Below are 19,596 nucleotides of genomic sequence, written 5' to 3' on the forward strand. Positions count from 1 at the left end.
GCCACCGGCCTCACGATGTCGTCAGCGCATGCCGGGTGCGGTCGTCGCGGACCGGCACGCCATTTCGTCCGCTCTGGTCCTGCGCATAGAGTCCCACCGCGTAAGCGACTCCGCCACCGTGGATTCCCAACGCGCCGCGGTCGATATGGTCGAGCGTGTCGGTCGCCTTGTGGTAGTTCGGATCGAACGGCTCATTCGCCTGACCGCCCCACAACCTGGCCAGCTCGTCGGACTTCTTCTCCTCGGCGCCCGAGAAGAGGCCGCCTGCGGGAACTCCCGATTGGGTGAAGCCGTCGTAATCGGACCGGCCGTCGAACGACGTGTCCCGGGCTGTTTTTCCCGCTCCGTCGAGATAGGCCACCAGCAGCCGTTCGATGCCCGCCGAACCCTCGGGGACCCGCGGGAAACCGCCCTTCGGGTCGGGCGGAGCCGACTGATCGCCGTCGTAGGTGAAGTATCCGGGGTTGGGCGAGCCGAGCATATCGAAGTTGAGATAGAGCGCGATGTCCTTGAGCTTGTCGATGTCCAGCGACTCGACGTAGTTGGTCGAACCGAGAAGTCCCTCTTCCTCGGCGCCCCAGAAGCCGAACCTCACTGCGTTGTTGATCTTTGGCGAACTCCCCAGCTGCAGCGCGGTTTCCAGGGTCGCCGCCACCCCGGAGCCGTTGTCGTTGATCCCCGGCCCATCGGGCACACTGTCGAGGTGGGCGCCGACCATCACGACGTCGGCGCCCGAACCGGTCCTGGTCTGCGCAATGACGTTGCGCGTGTGCTCGACCCGCACGCCCGCGTGCAGCTTGATGGCGGTGGGCTCGCCTCCCATGCCACGCAGTCGCTGTCCGGTGGCCTTGGTAACGCTGATGACCGGGACCTTCACGTCGGTCGTCTCCCCCAGGGTCCCGCCCATTTCGTCGCCGTCCTCGTTGTTGGCGATGATCAGCGCCACCGCGCCGCGCTCCGCGGCCACCGCCTGCTTCGCCCCGAACGGGCATGCGCCACGGTCCACCAGCACCACCCCGCCGGCGACGGGCAAACCGTCGTAGTCCGATGCGGTACACCCGGGCGTGTCCTCGGCCTCTGCGGGCACCAGGGGCCCCGACGCGCCGGCGGGCGGAGTACCGATGGTGAAGTTCAGGGGCCGTGCCGTGATCTTCTCACGTGCCACGCTCAGGTCGGGCTCGTCGGCGAACGGCAGCCGCACCTCGAACTCGGGCGTCTGTACGTCGAAACCCTTGTCCCGTAGCGTGTCCGCGACGTAGTCCACGCTGGCGTCGTAACCGGGAGTGCCGAGGGCGCGGGTGCCCTTGTTGGCATCGGCGATGTCCTGCAGCTTCTGCAGATGCGCCATCATCGCGTCCGCGGTGACCTTTTTCTGCAGCGCGGCGGCGAAGTCGCTGGCCGGACCGGCCGGCGCGCCCGAGGTCGACGACGGCTGCGGCTGCGGTCGCATCTCACGTCCGCAACCGCCCAGCGCCCAGGTCGTGACAGTCGCCATCAGAATGGCGAACGCCGCCAGCCATCTACGCCCCATCGCGCCCACGTTAGCCGAGTCACGCATCGCGGCGGTTCACCACGACGATCGCCGCGACGAAGGCGAGGGCGACGATCACGGTGAAGTACACCAGCGAGCCGAGCACACCCCAGTGCATCACGTATGACGGATACAGCCACGGCACCCCGAGGAACAGGAAGACATTCACGAACGGCAGGTAGGGCCCGACCTCCGTGCCGGCGTTCGGCAGGTTGCCGATCACCGGTTCCACCAGCAGCGGCCAGAGCAACAGCACCGCCACGGACGCCGCCGCATGCCGCACCAGTGCGCCGACCCCGACCCCGAGCACGGCGGCCAGCGCGGCATACAGCGAGATGGCGCCGACCGCGCGCCAGCTGGATGCCTGTGACAGCGACAGCTCACCGCCGACGAACGGTTCGGCGAACATCCGCGCGACGATGATCGAGGTGATCACCATCAGCGCTGTGTACACACCCGAACTGATGGCCGCCACAACGGCTTTGGCGGCCAGCACCAGCGCCCGACTCGGAGTGGCCATGAACGTGGTGCGGATCGTCGAGGTGCGGTACTCGCTCGTCACCGACATCGATGCCAGGATCATCAGCACCGGCACGCCGAACACCGCCACCCCGATCGCCGCCTTCTCGGGTGGCAGCGCGGTGTAGTCGTAGGCGGTGGCGCCCTGCAGCGCCGCCAGCCCCAGGCTGAGGACGGCAACCACCCCACCCGTCCACAGCGGCGATTTCGTCGTCGACAGTTTGATCCGTTCGGCGTCGAGCACCGCAACAGCGCTCATCGGCTCACCGCGCGGAAGTCGACGGCCTCGTCGGTGAGCTTCATGTACGCCTCCTCCAGCGAGGCCCGCTGGGTGCTCAGTTCGTGCAGGGTGATCGCGTTGCGGGCGGCGAGGTCACCCACCACTTCGATGGCGGCGCCGCGCACCACCGCCGCGCCGTCGGGTTCCGCGTCGACCGTCAGGCCCGCGTCACCCAGCAGCCGGCGCAACGCGTCCAGCTGGGGGCTGCGCACCCGGACGGTGTCGCCGCCGGAGCGGCTGACGAACTCGTGCACCGTGGTGGACGCGATCAGCCGGCCCCTGCCGATGACCACCAGCCGGTCCGCGGTATTGGCCATCTCCGCCAGCAGGTGGCTCGAGACGAATACGGTGCGGCCCTGCGCCGCGAGTGTGCGCATCAGCGTGCGGACCCAGCGGATGCCCTCGGGATCCAGACCGTTGACCGGCTCGTCGAACAGCACCACGGGTGGATCGCCGAGCAAAGCGGCGGCGATGCCGAGGCGTTGGCTCATCCCCAGCGACAGCGAACCCGCGTTCTGTCCTGCCAGCGCGGCGAGGCCGACCATCTCCAGCACCTCGTCGACCCGTTTCGTGCGTATCCGGTTGCTCGCCGCGATCCATCGCAGATGGTTGACCGCCGACCGGTTCGGGTGCATCTGCCTGGCGTCCAGCAGGGCGCCGACCTTGCGCAGCGGGTTGGGGATCTCCTTATAGGTCTTGCCGTCGATCGTCGCCGTGCCCGAGGTCGGACGGTCCAGACCGAGGATGAGCCGCATCGTCGTGGTCTTGCCCGCACCGTTCGGGCCGAGAAACCCGGTCACCATCCCGGGTTCGATCGAGCAGGTCAGGTCGTCGACGGCGCGGGTGCTGTCGAACACCTTGGTCAGTCCCGCGAGCTCGATCATCGGCCCATGATGTCAGGCCAACCTGTCGGCAACGTGTCATGAATCTCTCGACGACTTTCTCGAGGTTCGGGGGCAACGGGGCGGGCCGTCCCGGTAGGCCAGCCGAATTCCGGGCCCGCCGCCATCGAGCTGCCCAGCGCCACATGGCGGCTCACAAGGCGGGACTGGAGGCCTGTGCCCAGAATCGCTTCGGGATGCGGCCGGCCTGGCGGGCCAGGTGGCCGGCGGTGACGGCGGATGCCATCGCCGCGGCCATCGTCGGCGGATCGGCCGCCCGCGTGACCGCGGTGGCCAGTAGCACCGCATCACAGCCCAGCTCCATCGCCAGCGCAGCGTCGCTGGCGGTGCCGATCCCCGCGTCGAGCACCACCGGCACCCCGGCCGCCTCGACGATCATCTCGATGTTGTGCGGATTGGCGATGCCCAGGCCGGTGCCGATCGGCGAGCCCAGCGGCATCACCACGGCGCAGCCGATGTCCTCGAGCCGACGGGCCAGCACCGGGTCGTCGTTGGCGTAGGGCAGCACGACGAACCCCGCGTCGACCAATTGTTCTGCCGCGCGGACCAATTCCACGGCGTCGGGCAGCAGGGTCCGCTCGTCGGCGATCACCTCGAGCTTGACCCAGTCGGTCTGCAACGCCTCGCGGGCCAGCTGTGCGGTGAGCACCGCCTCGGCGGCGCCGCGGCATCCGGCGGTGTTGGGTAGCGGCGTGATCCCGAGCCGGTTCAGCAGGTCGAGCACCCCGGTGCCGCCCTCGGCGTCGACCCGGCGCATCGCGACCGTGGTCAGCTCGGTGCCCGACGCGACCAGCGCCTCCTCCAGCACCGCGAGATTGGCGGCACCGCCGGTGCCGAGGATGAGCCGGGAACCGAACTCCCGGCCCGCGATCGTGAGCTTGGAGTCAGCCACCCTGCACCGCCGTCATCACTTCCACACGTGCGCCATCGGACAGCATCGTCTCCCACTCCGATCTGGGCACGACCGACCAGTCGACCGCCACCGCAATCCCCTTCTCCGGAAATCCGAGGCGCACCAGCAGGGCGGCCACCGTCGTCCGCTCGTCGACCTCGACCGCTTCGTCGTTCACCGTGACCTTCATCGCGCCCCCACTAAACCAGCTTCGGGAAGCGGGGCACCGCGCAATTCGGCGATGATCGCTTCGGCGGTCCACGGTGCCAGCAGAAATCCCGACCTCCCGTGGCCGGCGGCGACCAGCGTGCGCTCGTCCAGCCGGCCGACGATGGGCAGATTGTCGGCCGTCATCGGACGCAGACCAGCCGCGCATTCGGCGAATTCGTACTCGCCGAGGGCCGGCATCACCGCGCATGCGTCGTCGAGCAGTTCCCGCACACCGGTCACGGCCGGCGACGTGTCGCGGCCGTGCTCGTATTGCGTGGCGCCGACGACCACCCCGTCCGCGCGCGGCACCAGGTAGACCTGACGACCGTGCACCCGGGCGCGGATCACCTGCTGCGGCAACGGCATACATCCGCGGCGCCAGCGCAACCGGAGCACCTCGCCCTTCACCGGTCTGATCGGCAGGCCGGGCCACAGCCCGGGCGCGTCGATGCCGTTGGCGATCACCACCGCGTCGGCCTGCACGGCGGCCAGATCGGCCACGGCCGGCGCCCAGCGCACGCCAAGCCGGTCGCAGTGTGCCGCCAGCGCCGCCACGACGGCCCGATTGTCCACTGCCAGCTCGGTTTCCGCGGTGAACCCGTGCCGGATGCCCTGCGCCAGCAACGGCTCGATGTCGCGCGCCGATGTCGTGGGAGACACCGGATGGCCCTGCGACGCGAGCCACTCACCGACCGTCTTCAGGTCGGCGGCGTCGGCGCGGTCGACGGCCACCACAAGCGATCCGCGGGCGGTGACGACCTCGGCGGGCAGGCCGTCGAGGAAGCCGCCGTGCCACATCGCCAAGGACGCCAGCCCGAGCCGCAGCAACCGTTCCTCACCGGGCCAGCCCTCGCTGTGCGGGGCGAGCATGCCACCCGCCACCCAGGAGGCGCCGTGTTCGGAGCTCCTGTGCACACGGACGGACCAGCCGTCGAGTGCCGCGCGTCGCGCGATGGAGAGGCCGATGACACCGCCGCCGACGACGGCCAACCGGTCCAGCATCTTTTCCTCCCTTCGCCGGCATGACCCGGATCAGGTGTGACGGTAAGGACGGCGCGTCCACTCTCAGCCCCCGGTCCAGGGACTCCCGTGTATTGCAGGTCTAGCGTACTACCCGGTCGGCACCGGCTCGACCGGGCGGGACGGGGCCCGTCGGCCGCCGCGCAGCATGCGCAGCGCGATCCTGGGACTCAGCAGGCGCGACGGCGGGTCGAGGAAGGCGATCACCCGCGTGAGCTGTTCGGAGACGACGGAGTCGGTTTCGGCCGCGGTCTGAAGCCGCTCGACGTAGGAGTTGGACACGCGCACCGACAACGGCCGGCGTCCCTCGACCTGGGGCAGGCTGAGATCACCGCCCACGGCGAACCGCCAGGCCACGCCGATCGGCTTGGCCGCGGCCCGGAAATAACGCCGCGCCAGATCGTCCCGACCGCGCTCGAGGCACTGCGCCAGTGCCTGTGCCTGCAGGGCGGCCACCGACATGCCCTGGCCGTAGATCGGGTTGAAACTGCACATCGCGTCGCCGAGCACCAGCAGGCCGTCAGGGAACCGGCGCATCTTGTCGTATCTGCGCCACCGGCTTTCGGGGTAATGGAACCGGCAGCCGTCGACCACGGCCTCCCCGGCGGCGACGGCCGCGAGTATGTGCGGCGGCGCCAAGCCCTCGGCGAAGGCGACCATCTCGGCCAGCCCGCTCGGCGGTTCGCAGCCCGCCATGCCGAACACCGTGAACATCCAGGTGTCGTTCTCGTAGCCGAGCAACACCATGCCCGTCGACCGCTGCGCAGTGGGGCTGACGATGGTCGTCACCTCGCGCAGCGTGCCCGGCGGAATCCGCAGCAGCTGGCTCGAGTAGGACAGTCGGACCCTCACCCGGTCCTCGGGGGGCCGGCCGTAACCGAGGGAGTCCAGAAATCCGGGCGTGCGCGCGCCGCGGCCGGTGGCATCGACCACCAGATCCGCACTCAACGCCTGTTCGCCGTCGCCGTTGTGCGGGCGGATCCGCGCTCCGGTGACCCTGTCACCGCCCGGGCTCGCCGTCAGACCGACGACGTCATAACCTTCGAACAGGGTGACGTTCGGTATCGCGCGCACCCGACGCCGAACCAGGTTTTCCAGCAGCGGCCGGCTCGGGGTGATTACCGGTGGCAGTCCCGTGAACCCGCCGGTCTGCGGAAATTCGTGACCGGCAAAGTTGAAGTACACCTCGGACAGGTCGGTGTAGTCGAAGCTGGGCGCACCGGCTGCGGTGAGTTCCTCGGTGAAGCCCGGGAAGAGTTCGCGGAGGACCTGGCACCCGCGGCCGAGGAGCGCGTGCACGTGGCGACCCTGCGGCACGCCCCGCCGATTGGCGGCGTCGTGGGGCAAGAGGTCGCGCTCCACCACCGTGACGGACTCGAAGTGGTCGGCGAGCACACGCGCGGCTACCAAGCCCCCCATGCTCGCCCCCAGCACGATCGCGTGCTCGCCGACCTTCGCCACGACACCACCTACTCCCCTTATCCCTGGTAGTGACATGGTTTCGCGGGATCGGGTGGGCGCCTAGAGTATGTGACTACTCGAATTCGGACACGACGGCTAGCGTCGCCGTGTGTGTAATCCACGTGACCGACTCACGACCGCGTCGCTGTACCTGTGCACCGACGCCCGCCGCGAGCGCGGCGATCTCGCCGAATTCGCCGATGCCGCGCTGGCCGGCGGTGTTGATCTCATCCAGCTGCGGGACAAGGGGTCGCCGGGCGAGCAGAAGTTCGGGCCGCTGGAGGCGCGCGACGAACTCGCTGCGCTGGAGGTGCTGGCCGACGCGGCACGGCGGCACAACGCGCTGCTCGCCGTCAACGACCGCGCCGACATCGCGCGTGCCGCGCGCGCCGACGTGCTGCACCTCGGCCAGGACGATCTGCCGTTGCCGGTCGCACGGGACATCATCGGCCCGGGACCGGTGATCGGCCGATCCACCCACGACAGAGCACAGGTCGACGCCGCGGTGGCCGAGGCGACCGACTATTTCTGTGTCGGCCCGTGCTGGCCCACCCCGACGAAGCCGGGACGTCACGCGCCGGGTCTGGACCTCGTCCGCGCCACCGGCGACATCGGAACGGACAAGCCATGGTTCGCGATCGGCGGCATCGACGAGCAGCGGCTGCCCGAGGTGCTCGCCGCGGGTGCCCGCCGGATCGTCGTGGTGCGGGCCATCACCGCGGCCGGCGACCCGGGTGCGGCCGCGCGGCGGCTGAAGGCTGCTCTCAGCGCGGCGGGTTGACCAACAGCGGGATCGACGCGGTCACCACCCGCAGCCGCTCCCAGCTGGCGGCGAAGCCCGGATGCAGCGGCAGTCCGGCCACGTCCTCCTCAGCAACCCAGCGAAGCTCGGAACTCTCCCGGTTGGGAACCGTCTCCAATTGTTCGGGGGCGTCGGCGATCACGGTCGTGTAGGTCCAGCGGCCCCCGCTCGAGCCGGAGATCTCGGCGGTGACGACGGTGGTCCGCACGGTCAGCTGTTCGGCGGTCAGCCCGGCCTCCTCGTTGGCTTCGCGAACGGCGGCCTGTTCCGGAGTTTCGTGGCTGTCGCGGGCCCCGCCGGGAAGACCCCAGGTGCCGCCCTGATGGCTCCACGGCGCGCGGTGTTGGAGCAATACCGCCGCCGTTCCGGTGGTGCCCGGCGCGCGGAGCAGCAGACCGGCCGCACCGTGCCTGCCCCAGAAATGCGCGCCGCTCTCGGAGATCACCCAACCGTCACCGTCGCCGCGCACGCGTTCAGCTTAGGGAACGGCTGCCGTGTCGAATCCCCACGCGTCACCGCTGAAACTCTTAGAATTCTTTTATACAGTTGGGGACAGTCCAGAAAGTAGCCGGAAAGACGAGGTCCGCGCACACGTGACTGTGGAGTTGGCGCACCCTTCGACCGAACCACTGGCGTCACGGTCGCCGACCACCCCAGCGCACCCGCGCTGGTGGTTCCTCTGGACCACCCCCGGGCGGATTCTGACCATCGGGTTCGTGCTGTCCGCGCTCGTCATCGCCAGCGCCTTCGCCACCTCGACGACGATCAACGACCGTCAGGAAGCGCTGACCACCGTTCTCAACCACACCGAACCGCTGTCATTTGCCGCCGGCCAGCTTTACACGACGTTGTCGGTGGCCGACGCCGCAGCCGCCACCGCGTTCATCGCGGGCGCCGAACCGCAGGATGTCCGGCAGCGTTACGAGCAGGCGATCACCGACGCGTCGGTAGCCGTCACCCGCGCGTCGAGCGGTCTGACCGACGAACCGATGGTCCGACTGCTCGGCCGGGTCAACGCGGAACTCGCCGTCTACACCGGGCTGGTGGAGACGGCGCGCACCAACAACCGAGCGGGCAACCCGGTCGGATCGTCGTATCTGTCCGAGGCGTCGTCGTTGATGCAGACGCAGATCCTGCCTGACGCGCAACGGCTCTACGAGGAGACGTCCGCGCGGGTCGACGCCGAGACCACCGCGTCGACAAGGATTCCCGGGCCCGTCATCCTGGTGGTGCTCGGGACGCTGTTGTTCGGCACATTCGCCAACCGATGGCTGGCCCGGCGAACCCGCAGGCGGGTGAACATCGGTTTCGTCGCAGGCGGCGTTGCGGTGCTGATTATGTTGATATGGGTGGGGACGGCGCTGGTGATCTCGACGGTCGACAGCCGCAGCGCGAAAGACACTGCGGCGGAATCCCTCAAGACCGTCACGAATCTCGCGATCACCGCGCAGCAGGCGCGCGCCGATGAGACGCTGTCGCTGATCCGGCGCGGCGACGAGGACGTCCGCAAGCAGTCCTACTACCAGCGCATCGACTCGATGCAGCAACAGCTGTCGGACTACCTGTCGCGCGCCGACGCGATCGACAAGGCCGATCTCGAGGATGCCGAGGCGCTGTTGAAGCGGTGGCGGGCCGCGGACGACCGGATCAATTCCTACATCGGCGTCGGTAACTATCAGGCCGCGACTCAGGTGGCGCTCGGCACCGGCGAGGACGACTCCACCCCGGCGTTCACCAAGCTCGACGATGCACTGAGCAAGGGCATCGAGGAGAGCCGCAACCAGTTGCGCAACGACATCCTCAACGCGCGCCGGGTGTTGTCGGGGGCGACCGTCGGCGCCGCCGTGCTGTCCGTGGTCGCCGCGGTCGCGGTGGCGCTCGGGCTGTGGCCACGACTCAGCGAGTATCGGTGATGAGCGCTCGCGCGAAGAACAGACAGCTGGTGATGAGCGCTCGCGCGAAGAACAGTCAGCTGGTGATGAAGAAGCTCTGGACCGTGGTTGCGGTGGCGGCGTTGTCGGCCGGCTGCGGGCAGGCCGGCTCGGTGGTGCCCAACCCGGGCGTCACGCTCACGCCGCCGACCCCGGCGGGCATGGACGAGCTGCCCCCGTCGCCGCCGAAACCCCCGGCCGACAACGACGACTGCGACCGGACCGCGAGCCTGCGCCCGTTTCCCAACAAGGCCGATGCGGACGCGGCGGTCGCCAACATCCGCAACCGCGGCCGGCTCATCGTGGGGCTGGACATCGGCAGCAACCTGTTCAGCTTTCGCGACCCGATCACCGGCGAGATCACCGGCTTCGACGTCGACATCGCCGGTGAGATCGCGCGCGACATCTTCGGCACGCCGTCCCAGGTGGAATACCGCATCCTGTCGTCCGCCGATCGGATCGCGGCGCTGCAGAACAATCAGGTCGACGTCGTCGTCAAGACCATGACCATCACGTGCGAGCGCAAGAAGCTGGTCAACTTCTCCACGGTCTACTTCTCGGCCAACCAGCGCATCCTGGCGCCGCGCGACTCGCCGATCACGCAGCCGTCCGACCTGTCCGGCAGGCGGGTGTGCGTCGCGAAGGGCACCACCTCACTCAACCGGATCCAGCAGATCACCCCGCCGCCGATCATCGTCGAAGTCGTGACATGGGCCGACTGCCTGGTGGCCCTGCAACAGCGACAGGTCGACGCCGTCAGCACCGACGACTCCATCCTGGCAGGGCTGGTATCGCAGGACCCGTATCTGCACATCGTGGGGCCGAGCCTCAACCAGGAGCCCTACGGCATCGGGATCAACCTGCAGAACACCGGGCTGGTGCGCTTCGTCAACGGAACGCTCGAGCGGGTGCGGCGCGACGGCACGTGGAACACGTTGTACCGCAAGTGGTTGACGGTGCTGGGCCCGGCACCCGCACCCCCGGTCGCGAGGTATGTCGACTGATGGCCGAAGCACGTCAAGAAGAATTCGACGAAGACCCGGGGACCCAACCGGCCAGCTTCGACGATCTTGGAATGGACTCCGGCTCGACGCTGCGCCCGATGGCGACGCAGGCGGTGTTCCGGCCGCACTTCGATGACGACGACGAGCATCCGTCGGTCGGCACCGCCGAGACGGAACCGGAGGACCATTCGACGACCATGACCCGCGCGTTGTCGCCGACGCGACGGCTCGGTGGCGGGCTGGTGGAGATTCCCCGGGTGCCGGCCACCGACCCGCTCGCTGCGCTGATGACCAACCCCGTAGTGGCGGAGTCGAAGCGGTTCTGCTGGAACTGCGGCCGCCCGGTGGGCCGCTCCTCACCCGACGGCCGTGCCCTGTCAGAGGGCTGGTGCCCGCATTGCGGCAGCGCGTATTCGTTTCTGCCACAATTGAGTCCGGGCGATACGGTCAACGAGCAGTACCAGATCAAGGGCTGCATCGCCCACGGCGGGCTGGGCTGGGTGTACCTGGCCTTCGACCAGAACGTCAACGACCGCCCGGTGGTGCTCAAGGGCCTGGTGCACTCCGGGGACGCCGAGGCGCAGGCCATCGCGATGGCCGAACGCCAGTTCCTTGCCGAAGTCACCCATCCGGGGATCGTCAAGATCTACAACTTCGTCGAACACGACGACAAGCACGGCAACCCGGTCGGTTACATCGTCATGGAGTACGTCGGCGGGACCTCGCTCAAACAGGCCAGGGGCGACCGGCTTCCGGTAGCCGAGGCCATCGGTTTCATGCTCGAGATCCTGCCCGCGCTGGGGTATCTGCACTCCATCGGCCTGGTCTACAACGATCTCAAGCCGGAGAACATCATGATCACCGAGGAGCAGCTCAAGCTGATCGACCTCGGGGCCGTTTCGCGCATCAACTCCTTCGGGTATCTGTACGGCACACCCGGTTACCAGGCCCCGGAGATCGTCAAGACCGGTCCGACGGTGGCGACCGACATCTACACGGTGGGACGCACGCTGGCCGCGCTGACGCTGAATCTGCGCACCCGCAAGGGCCGCTACGTCGAGGGGCTGCCGGAAGACGACCCGGTCCTGACCGAATACGACTCGTTCGGGCGGTTGCTGCGCCGCGCCATCGACCCGGATCCGCGGCGGCGGTTCGTCAGCGCCGAGGAAATGTCGAGCCAGCTGATGGGCGTGCTGCGTGAGGTGGTCGCCAAGGACACCGGCACCGCCCGGCCCGGTCTGTCGACGGTGTTCAGCCCGTCGCGCTCGACGTTCGGCGTCGATCTGTTGGTCGCCCACACCGACGTCTATCTCGACGGGCAGGTGCACTCCGAGAAGCTCACCGCGCAGGACATCGTCAAGGCGCTGCAGGTGCCGCTGGTCGATCCCACCGACGTCGGCGCGACGGTGTTGTCGGCGACCCTGCTCAGCCAGCCCGTGCAGACCTTGGATTCGTTGCGGGCAGCGCGGCACGGAACGCTGGACTCCGAAGGCATCGACCTTTCCGAGTCGGTGGAACTGCCGCTGATGGAGGTCCGCGCGCTGCTCGACCTCGGCGATGTCGCCAAGGCCACCCGCAAGCTCGACGACCTGGCCGAGCGCGTCGGCTGGCGGTGGCGGCTGGTGTGGTTCCGGGCGGTATCGGAGATGCTCACCGCCGACTACGACTCGGCGACAAAGCATTTCACCGAGGTGCTCGACACGCTGCCGGGGGAACTGGCGCCCAAACTCGCGCTGGCCGCGACGGCCGAACTCGCCGGCTCGGGCATCGCAGAAGCCTGCGAGCGCAAGTTCTACAACACGGTGTGGAGCACCGACAACGGCGTGATCTCGGCCGGTTTCGGGTTGGCGCGGGCGCAGTCCGCGGCGGGCGAGCGCGACGCCGCGGTGCGCACGCTCGACGAAGTGCCGGCCACATCAAGGCATTTCACCACCGCCCGGTTGACGAGCGCGGTCACCTTGCTGTCGGGCCGCTCGATGACCGAGGTCACCGAACAACACATCCGCGACGCGGCCCGACGGGTCGAGGCGCTGCCCGACACGGAGCCGAGAGTGTTGCAGATCCGCGCCCTGGTACTCGGCACCGCGATGGACTGGCTAGCCGACAACACCGCGAGCACCAACCACATCCTCGGCTTCCCGTTCACCGAGCACGGCCTCCAACTCGGCGTCGAGGCCTCGTTGCGGAGCCTGGCCCGGGTGGCGCCGACCCAGGCGCACCGCTACGCCCTGGTCGACCTGGCCAACAGCGTCCGGCCGACGAGCACCTTCTAGCAAACTACGGATCTCGTTGTTGACCCCGCCGGGGGTTCACTGCACAGCCCGTCGCACGGTCGTCGCAGGGCCAGAAACCCTGGTAGACCCACATAGTTTTGCCATGCTAAGACCATGGTCAGACGACGAAATCAGTAGTAGATTCTGGTCAGGTTGAAACCACAGCCCACGGTGACGTCATCGACGCCCAGCGCCCGACTCCAGGGCACGGCGGCTTTCAGACAAAAGGGCCAGATCCTGACGTAAAGCCACAGTGTGAATCGCTTTGAATTGCTCTTGTACTGAGGGAGCCCCACACGTGACCACTGCCACCTGCCGCGTATTCCGAGCCGCCCCCGAAACCCGCGACGCGAGGGAAACCCACCACCGGGGACGGTTCTCCTCGTGCCATTTCCCGTCGTCGACCGTGCTGGTCACCGTCGAAGGCGAGATCGACGCCGCAAATCACCGCGCGCTGGCCCGCTATGTCGAGAGCCAGGCCGCCGGTGCCACGCGGCTCGTCCTCGACCTCGCCAACGTCGAGTTCTTCGGGACTGCCGGCTTCGCTTCTTTGCATAACATCAACGTGATCTGCTCGCGCTACGGCGCCTCATGGGAGCTGCTGGTCGGCCCGCAGGTACGTCGCGTCCTTCGGATCTGCGATCCGGACGGCACCCTGCCGATCGGCGAGCGGTCATTCGTCGAGGACCCGAACGCATCCGCGGGCGATCGCGAGTTCCTCGTTGGTGGGAATCACTAGTACCGTCGTCGGCGAACTATCGGCGGAGATCCGCCGCGCGGCGCGGGCCGGGCTGGCGTTCAGGTGCTCGTCGAGCTCGATCCCCAACGCCGCCATCCCGGACAGCACATCGCGGCGCACTGCCGGGTCGTTCTCCCCGACACCGGCGGTGAAGGTGATGACGTCGGCGGAGCCGAGCACGGCAAGGTAGGCGCCGATGTACTTGCGCAGCCGGTGGAGGTACACCTCGTAGGCCAGTTGCGCGGCCTCCCGATCCGGCCCGGCGCCGGACTCGATCCGCTGGTGCACCACCCTGAAGTCGATCTCGCCGCCGAGGCCCAGCATGCCCGCCCGCCGGTTGAGCATCACCTCGATGTCCTCGACGCTCATCTTCGCCGCGCGCCACAGATACGTGATCACGCCGGGATCGATGTCACCCGACCGGGTGCCCATCACCAGGCCTTCCATCGGCGTCAGGCCCATGGACGTGTCCACCGGCCGCCCACCGACGATCGCCGAGGCCGATGCGCCGTTTCCCAGATGCAGCACGATCTGGTTCAGTGATGACAGCGGCACGTCGAGAAACACCGCCGCCTCCTCGCTGACGTACTGGTGAGAGGTACCGTGAAACCCGTACCGCCGGATGTGCCACTGCGCGGCGAGGTCCCGATCGATCGCGTATGTCGCTGCCGCGGGAGGGAGGTCGTGGAAGAACGCCGTGTCGAACACCGCGATGTGCGGCAGCCCGGGCAACACCTTGCGCGCCACCCGGATGCCGAGCACCGCAGGCGGATTGTGCAGCGGCGCAAGCGGAGCCAACTCCTCCAGCGTGGCGATCAACGCATCGTCGACCACCGTCGGCCGGTACAGATCGGGGCCGCCGTGCACCACCCGGTGTCCGACCGCGACCAGACCGACGGTGTCCAGGTGCGCGCCCGCCTCGTCGAACAATTCGAACGCGGTCCGCAACGCCGCCTCGTGGTCGGCGACCCGCTCGTCGCGGGCGACTTCCCTGTCGGCGACGGTCAGGCTCGCAGCCGACGAGTCCTCGCCGACCCGCTCGACGATCCCGTCGGCCAGCGAGGCGCCCGAATCGGGAGCCACCAGTTGAAATTTCACCGACGACGAGCCCGAGTTGAGCACCAGGACAGTGCGGCTCACGACGGCCGGCCCTGCGCCTGGATCGCCGTGATCGCCACGGTGTTCACGATATCCTCGACGAGCGCGCCACGCGACAGATCGTTGACCGGCTTGTTCAGGCCCTGCAGCACGGGACCGATCGCGATCGCGCCTGCGCTGCGCTGCACCGCCTTGTAGGTGTTGTTGCCGGTGTTGAGGTCCGGGAAGATGAGCACGGTCGCCCGGCCGGCGACCTTCGAATCGGGCATCTTCGTGGCCGCCACCGTCGGCTCCACGGCGGCGTCGTACTGGATGGGCCCCTCGACCAGCAGGCCCGGTTCCCGGGAGCGCACCAATTCGGTTGCCGCCCTGACCTTGTCGACGTCGGCGCCGGTACCCGACGTGCCGGTCGAATATGACAGCATGGCCACCCGCGGGTCAATGCCGAACTGCGCGGCGGTGCGCGCCGACGAGATCGCGATATCGGCCAGTTGCTCGGCAGTGGGGTCCGGCACGATCGCGCAGTCGCCGTATGCCAGCACCCGGTCGGCCAGGCACATCAGGAAGATGCTCGACACCGTGGAGACGTCCGGCAGCGTCTTGATGATCTCGAACGCGGGCCGGACGGTGTGGGCGGTGGTGTGCGTCGCCCCGGACACCATCCCGTCGACCATGTCGTTGTGCACCAGCATCGTGCCGAAATACGAGACATCGTGGATGATTTCGCGGGCCTGCTCGACGGTGACGCCCTTGTGCCTGCGCAGCTGCGCATACTGCTCGGCGAACGTGTCACACAGCTCGCTGGTGCGCGGGTCGAGCACCACGGCGGCCGACAGGTCGACGGCCAGCTCGGCGGCGCGGGATCGGACCCGGCCCTCCTCGCCGAGGATCGTCAGGTCGGCCACGCCGCGCTGCAACAACCGCCCCGCCGCCCGCAGAATGCGGTCGTCGTCGCCCTCGGGCAGCACGATGCGCTTGCGGTCCGAGCAGGCCTGGTCCTGCAACTGGTGTGTGAACATCTGCGGGGTCACCACCGACGGGATGGGAATCGCCAACTGCGCAAGCAGATCCGCGACGTCGACGTGGCTGTCCATCAGCGCCAGCGCGGTGTCGATCTTTCGCTGCGACCTCGCGGTCACCCTCCCCCTTGCGGCGGCCACCCGGCTGGCGGTCTCGAAGGTGCCGAATCGGGTCGCGATGATCGGCAACCGGAGTCCGAGACCCGACACCAACGAGGCGATCGCCTGATGCAGCTCGAGTCCACCGTTGAGAATCACGCACGACAGCGACGGAAATCCCTCCGCCGCATGGGCGCTCACCACCGCCAGCAGAACGTCCGATCGGTCTCCCGGGGTGATCACCGCGACGCTGTCGGTCAGGCGCTCCAGCACGTGCTCAGCCGTCATGCCGGCCACCAGCACATCCATCACTTCTCGGGTCAACAGCGCGGGGTCGCCACGGAGCAGGCTGCCCTCGACCGCGGTCTGCAGTTCGGCCACCGACGGCGCGACCAGCAGGGGCTCCTCGGGCAGCACGTAGGTGCGTGGCGGCTCGAACCGCTTCAACGCGCCTGCCACCTCGGCCAGGTGACCGGGGTCGCAGCGGTTGGCCACCACGGCAGCCGTGTGCGCGTGTTGGGCCGCGATCTCGGCAAGGCAGACCTCGACCACCTGAACCACCTGATCGGGGATGCGGCCCCTGGCTTTCACCGCGAGCACCACGGGTGCACCGAGATTGGCCGCGATACGGGCATTCGTCGACAGCTCGCTGGGCGCGGTGACGTCGGTGTAGTCGCTTCCGACGATCAGCACCGCGTCGCACCGATCGGCGACCAGGTGGTATCGATCGACGATGTCGGCCAACGCGGTGTCGGGATCCTCGTGCAACCGCTGGTAGCTGACGCCGACACACTCCTCGTAGGGCAGGCCCGCGGTGGTGTGTGCGAGCAGGAGCTCGAGGATGTAGTCGCGCTCGTCACCGAGGCGGGTGATCGGACGGAAGACGCCGACCCGGGCCACGGTCGCCGCCAGGCGGTGCAGGATGCCCAGCGCGATCGTCGATTTTCCGGTGTCACCTTCAGGCGACGCGATGTAAATCGCGCGCGAAGACCCTGAGCCGGTTGGCACGCCGCAAAGGTATCAGGCGAGCCGGCGCAGCCGCGGCTCCAAGTCCTTGCCGAACAGTTCGAGGAAGCGGCGCTGGTCGTGTCCTGGCGCGTGGAAGACCAAGTGGTTCAGGCCCCACTTCACGTACTGGCCCACCTTCTCGACGGCCTCATCCGGGTCGGAGGCCACGATCCAGCGCTTGGCGACCTGCTCGATGGGCAGCTCGTCGGCGGCCTTCTCCATCTCGAGGGGGTCGTGGATGCTGGTCTTCTGCTCGGCCGTCAGCGACAGCGGCGCCCAGAACCGGGTGTTCTCCAACGCCAGCTCGGGATCGGTGTCGTAGGAGATCTTGATCTCGATCATCCGGTCGACGTCGTCGGGGTTCTTTCCCGCCGCCTCCGCGCCTTCCTTCATGGCGGGGATGAGCTTGTCCTTGTACAGCTCCTCGCCCTTGCCAGAGGTGCAGATGAAACCTTCGCCGGCCCGGCCGGCGTACTTGGCCACCTGCGGTCCGCCTGCGGCGATGTAGATGGGAATGCCGCCCTCGGGCACGTCGTAGATGGAAGCGCCCTTGGTGTGGTAGTACTCACCGTCGAAGTCGACGCGATCGCCGAGCCACAGCTCGCGCATCAGCCGCACCGACTCGCGAAGCCGCGCATAGCGCTCCTTGAACTCGGGCCAGTCGCCCTCGTAGCCGGTGGCGATCTCGTTGAGCGACTCGCCGGTGCCGACGCCGAGGAAGATGCGGTCCGGGTACAGGCAGCCCATGGTCGCGAACGCCTGCGCGATGACCGCGGGGTTGTAGCGGAACGTCGGGGTCAGCACCGACGTGCCCAGGATGAGGCGTTTGGTCCGCTCGCCGACGGCCGTCATCCAGGCCAGCGAGAAAGGTGCGTGACCGCCCTCGTGGCGCCACGGCTGGAAGTGGTCGCTGACCGTTGCGCTGTCCATCCCGTGCTCTTCGGCGGACACGCCGAGTTCGACGAGTTCGCGGGGGGCGAATTGCTCCGCCGACGCCTTGTATCCGAGTTTGAGTTCAGCCACATGTTCGTTTCTACTCCACCAATAAACTCAGGGCATGGCACCCGCTCTCACGGCCATCACCGACCGTGTGCACTTCGCCCAGACCGACCTGGTCAACTGGACACTCGTCACCGACTCCGACGGCGGCGTGACGCTCATCGACGCCGGGTACCCCGGCAGCCGCGACGAGGTGCTCGTGTCGCTGCGCGACCTCGGTCACGGCGTCGAGGACCTGCGCGCGATCCTGCTGACCCATGCCCATATCGATCATTTCGGCTCGGCCATCTGGTTCGCGAAAACCCATGGCACACCAGTGTATTGCCATGCCTCGGAGGTTGGCCACTCCAAGCGCGAATATCTGGAGCAGGCGTCGGTGGTCGACATCGTCACCCATGCGTGGCAGCCGCGCTGGCTGAAGTGGTCGCTGGCGATCAGCCGCAAGGGCGGCATGGTCCGCGACGGCATCCCGACCACGCAGGCGCTCACCGAGGACGTGGCGGCGGCGTTGCCGGGGGCCCCGCATTCCGTCCCCACGCCCGGACACACCGGCGGGCACTGTTCATACATCGTCGACGGCGTCCTGGTCAGCGGCGACGCCCTGGTGACCGGGCACCCCGTCGCACCGCGGAGGGGCCCGCAGCTGCTGCCGTCGTTGTTCAACCACGATCAGGAGGGCTGCCTGCGCAGCCTGGCGGCGCTGGGAATGCTGAACACCGATGTGCTGCTGCCGGGCCACGGGCCGGTGTGGCGGGGGCCGATCCGCGAGGCCGTCGAACAGGCGACGGCGGGGTGATCTACGTGTCGGCGGCGCCCGCACGGTCGGTGCGGTCGGCCACGAGCACCACACGTCGAGTCCGTCCCGCTCCAGGCGGGCCGGGTTCGGGTGGTGTACCGCGCGGTCCGCTATGCGAAGTGATCGCGAATGAAGGTCACCAGCCGCCGGCTGGCCGGGGTGACCGCGGTGGGCCCCCAGGCCAGCGAGATGTCGCGGCGGTAGGTGTCGGGGGTCAACGTGACCTCGGCGGTGTCGGTGGCGCCCCGGTCGTCGTGGGGTAGCAGCGCGATCCCGAGCCCGCGGCCGATCAGCTCGCGGATCGTGACGAACTCGGTGATCTCCAGGGCGATATGCGGACTGTATCCCGCGTTCCGACACCAGCTCTCGGTCAACTGGCGCAGGTTGTAGCTGGTCGGGTTGGCGATGAAGGTCTCGCCACGCAGGTCTTCGAGTCGCAGCCGCCGCCGCGACGCCAGTCGGTGAGGTGCCGGAAGCACGGCGCGAACGGTCTGCACACCGATGAGTGTGTGACGCACCTCCGTCGGCGGCGGGATGACGACGGCCACGTCGAGGTCGCCTGCCTTGAGATCCGCGGCGAGTTCGGAGCCGTGCGCCTGTTTGATCTGCAGCCGGATGCCGGGCGCGTGACGGAAGAATTCGGCGATCAGGGTGGGTAACCGGCCCGACCCCATGGTCAACGGAAATCCGAAGCGCACGGTGCCGTGTTCAGGGTCGGCCTCACCGGCGATCGCGTCGACGGTCGCCTCGAGTTCGCGCAACGGTTCGCGGGCGCGCTCGGCGAGCCGCAGTGCGGCCGGGGTCAGCCGCACCGTTCTGCCCTCCTGGATGATCAGGCGCAGGCGGAGAGTCTTTTCGAGGGCGTGAATGCGCCGGCTCATCGACGACTGGGGAATCGCGAGCGCGTCGGCGGCGCGCGTCATATGCCCGTCGTGATTGGCCAGCTCCTCCAGCGCCCTCAGCTGCGGGGAGAGCTGAACCATCCAATGATCCATAAATGGATGGTAATCGCC

The 19,596-nt window shown here is 68.4% G+C and carries 18 protein-coding genes and 1 riboswitch; of the genes, 6 read left to right on the forward strand and 12 right to left on the reverse strand.

Features of this window, described 5'->3' with window-relative positions; translation table 11 throughout:
• Positions 1-10: 10 nt before the first annotated feature.
• From ACVWWN_RS39065 to ACVWWN_RS39095, 7 genes are all read right to left on the reverse strand, one after another.
• Positions 11-1,531: a M28 family metallopeptidase gene (locus ACVWWN_RS39065; RefSeq protein WP_457148658.1), complete on the reverse strand. Its 1,521-nt coding sequence runs from the start codon at positions 1,529-1,531 to the stop codon at positions 11-13.
• 19 nt (positions 1,532-1,550) lie between these two features.
• Positions 1,551-2,309 (reverse strand): ABC transporter permease, encoded by a 759-nt coding sequence (locus ACVWWN_RS39070; RefSeq protein WP_457148659.1) that lies wholly within the window; start codon positions 2,307-2,309, stop codon positions 1,551-1,553.
• Positions 2,306-3,214, reverse strand: coding sequence for an ABC transporter ATP-binding protein (locus ACVWWN_RS39075; RefSeq protein WP_457148660.1), 909 nt, complete (start codon positions 3,212-3,214; stop codon positions 2,306-2,308). Before ACVWWN_RS39075 ends, ACVWWN_RS39070 begins: the two co-directional genes overlap by 4 nt.
• A 151-nt stretch (positions 3,215-3,365) precedes the next feature.
• Positions 3,366-4,124, reverse strand: coding sequence for a thiazole synthase (thiG, locus tag ACVWWN_RS39080; RefSeq protein WP_457148661.1), 759 nt, complete (start codon positions 4,122-4,124; stop codon positions 3,366-3,368).
• Complete coding sequence (thiS, locus tag ACVWWN_RS39085) at positions 4,117-4,314, reverse strand: sulfur carrier protein ThiS (protein ID WP_457148662.1); 198 nt, start codon at positions 4,312-4,314, stop codon at positions 4,117-4,119. The genes thiG and thiS overlap by 8 nt, the downstream gene beginning before the upstream one ends.
• Complete coding sequence (gene thiO, locus ACVWWN_RS39090; RefSeq protein WP_457148663.1) at positions 4,311-5,336, reverse strand: glycine oxidase ThiO; 1,026 nt, start codon at positions 5,334-5,336, stop codon at positions 4,311-4,313. Before thiO ends, thiS begins: the two co-directional genes overlap by 4 nt.
• Positions 5,327-5,435: riboswitch (TPP riboswitch) on the reverse strand. (Overlaps the previous gene by 10 nt.)
• Before the next feature lie 9 nt (positions 5,436-5,444).
• A complete protein-coding gene (locus ACVWWN_RS39095; protein WP_457148664.1) occupies positions 5,445-6,851 on the reverse strand; it encodes an FAD-dependent oxidoreductase in 1,407 nt (468 codons plus the stop codon).
• 73 nt (positions 6,852-6,924) lie between these two features.
• Here ACVWWN_RS39095 and thiE point away from each other — a divergent pair, with 73 nt between their 5' ends.
• The gene (thiE, locus tag ACVWWN_RS39100; protein ID WP_457148665.1) at positions 6,925-7,596 is read left to right on the forward strand and encodes a thiamine phosphate synthase; all 672 of its coding nucleotides are present in this window, start codon (positions 6,925-6,927) and stop codon (positions 7,594-7,596) included.
• Here the strand turns inward: thiE and ACVWWN_RS39105 are convergent.
• Positions 7,580-8,086, reverse strand: coding sequence for an NUDIX hydrolase (locus ACVWWN_RS39105; protein ID WP_457148666.1), 507 nt, complete (start codon positions 8,084-8,086; stop codon positions 7,580-7,582). The two genes, thiE and ACVWWN_RS39105, sit on opposite strands and share 17 nt — an antisense overlap.
• A 124-nt stretch (positions 8,087-8,210) precedes the next feature.
• Here ACVWWN_RS39105 and glnX point away from each other — a divergent pair, with 124 nt between their 5' ends.
• The 4 genes from glnX to ACVWWN_RS39125 all read left to right on the forward strand — a co-directional run bounded on the left by glnX (position 8,211) and on the right by ACVWWN_RS39125 (position 13,564).
• A complete protein-coding gene (glnX, locus tag ACVWWN_RS39110) occupies positions 8,211-9,530 on the forward strand; it encodes a protein kinase G-activating protein GlnX (RefSeq protein WP_457148667.1) in 1,320 nt (439 codons plus the stop codon).
• A gap of 32 nt (positions 9,531-9,562) precedes the next feature.
• Entirely contained in the window at positions 9,563-10,552 is a 990-nt protein-coding gene (locus ACVWWN_RS39115) for a glutamate ABC transporter substrate-binding protein (RefSeq protein WP_457149447.1), read from the forward strand.
• Positions 10,552-12,825, forward strand: coding sequence for a serine/threonine-protein kinase PknG (locus tag ACVWWN_RS39120; protein WP_457148668.1), 2,274 nt, complete (start codon positions 10,552-10,554; stop codon positions 12,823-12,825). Before ACVWWN_RS39115 ends, ACVWWN_RS39120 begins: the two co-directional genes overlap by 1 nt.
• 406 nt (positions 12,826-13,231) lie before the next feature.
• On the forward strand, positions 13,232-13,564 hold the full coding sequence (locus ACVWWN_RS39125) for an STAS domain-containing protein (protein ID WP_457148669.1): 333 nt from the start codon (positions 13,232-13,234) through the stop codon (positions 13,562-13,564).
• On the opposite strand, the gene ACVWWN_RS39130 is transcribed toward ACVWWN_RS39125, so the two are convergent.
• The 3 genes from ACVWWN_RS39130 to fgd are packed head-to-tail and all read right to left on the reverse strand — an operon-like array spanning position 13,499 to position 17,811.
• Positions 13,499-14,704 carry an acetate kinase gene (locus ACVWWN_RS39130; protein WP_457148670.1) on the reverse strand — a complete coding sequence of 402 codons (1,206 nt, stop codon included), beginning with the start codon at positions 14,702-14,704 and terminating at the stop codon, positions 13,499-13,501. The two genes, ACVWWN_RS39125 and ACVWWN_RS39130, sit on opposite strands and share 66 nt — an antisense overlap.
• Positions 14,701-16,788, reverse strand: coding sequence for a phosphate acetyltransferase (gene pta / locus ACVWWN_RS39135; protein WP_457148671.1), 2,088 nt, complete (start codon positions 16,786-16,788; stop codon positions 14,701-14,703). The genes ACVWWN_RS39130 and pta overlap by 4 nt, the downstream gene beginning before the upstream one ends.
• A gap of 12 nt (positions 16,789-16,800) precedes the next feature.
• Positions 16,801-17,811 carry a glucose-6-phosphate dehydrogenase (coenzyme-F420) gene (gene fgd / locus ACVWWN_RS39140; RefSeq protein ID WP_457148672.1) on the reverse strand — a complete coding sequence of 337 codons (1,011 nt, stop codon included), beginning with the start codon at positions 17,809-17,811 and terminating at the stop codon, positions 16,801-16,803.
• A gap of 34 nt (positions 17,812-17,845) precedes the next feature.
• Between fgd and ACVWWN_RS39145 the strand changes: the two genes are divergently transcribed.
• Complete coding sequence (locus ACVWWN_RS39145) at positions 17,846-18,583, forward strand: MBL fold metallo-hydrolase (RefSeq protein WP_457148673.1); 738 nt, start codon at positions 17,846-17,848, stop codon at positions 18,581-18,583.
• A 110-nt stretch (positions 18,584-18,693) separates the two neighbouring features.
• Here ACVWWN_RS39145 and ACVWWN_RS39150 read toward each other — a convergent pair whose 3' ends face one another.
• Positions 18,694-19,578 carry a LysR family transcriptional regulator gene (locus tag ACVWWN_RS39150; RefSeq protein ID WP_457148674.1) on the reverse strand — a complete coding sequence of 295 codons (885 nt, stop codon included), beginning with the start codon at positions 19,576-19,578 and terminating at the stop codon, positions 18,694-18,696.
• Between the last annotated feature and the right edge of the window lie 18 nt (positions 19,579-19,596).

Source organism: Mycobacterium sp. URHB0021 (assembly GCF_054057895.1).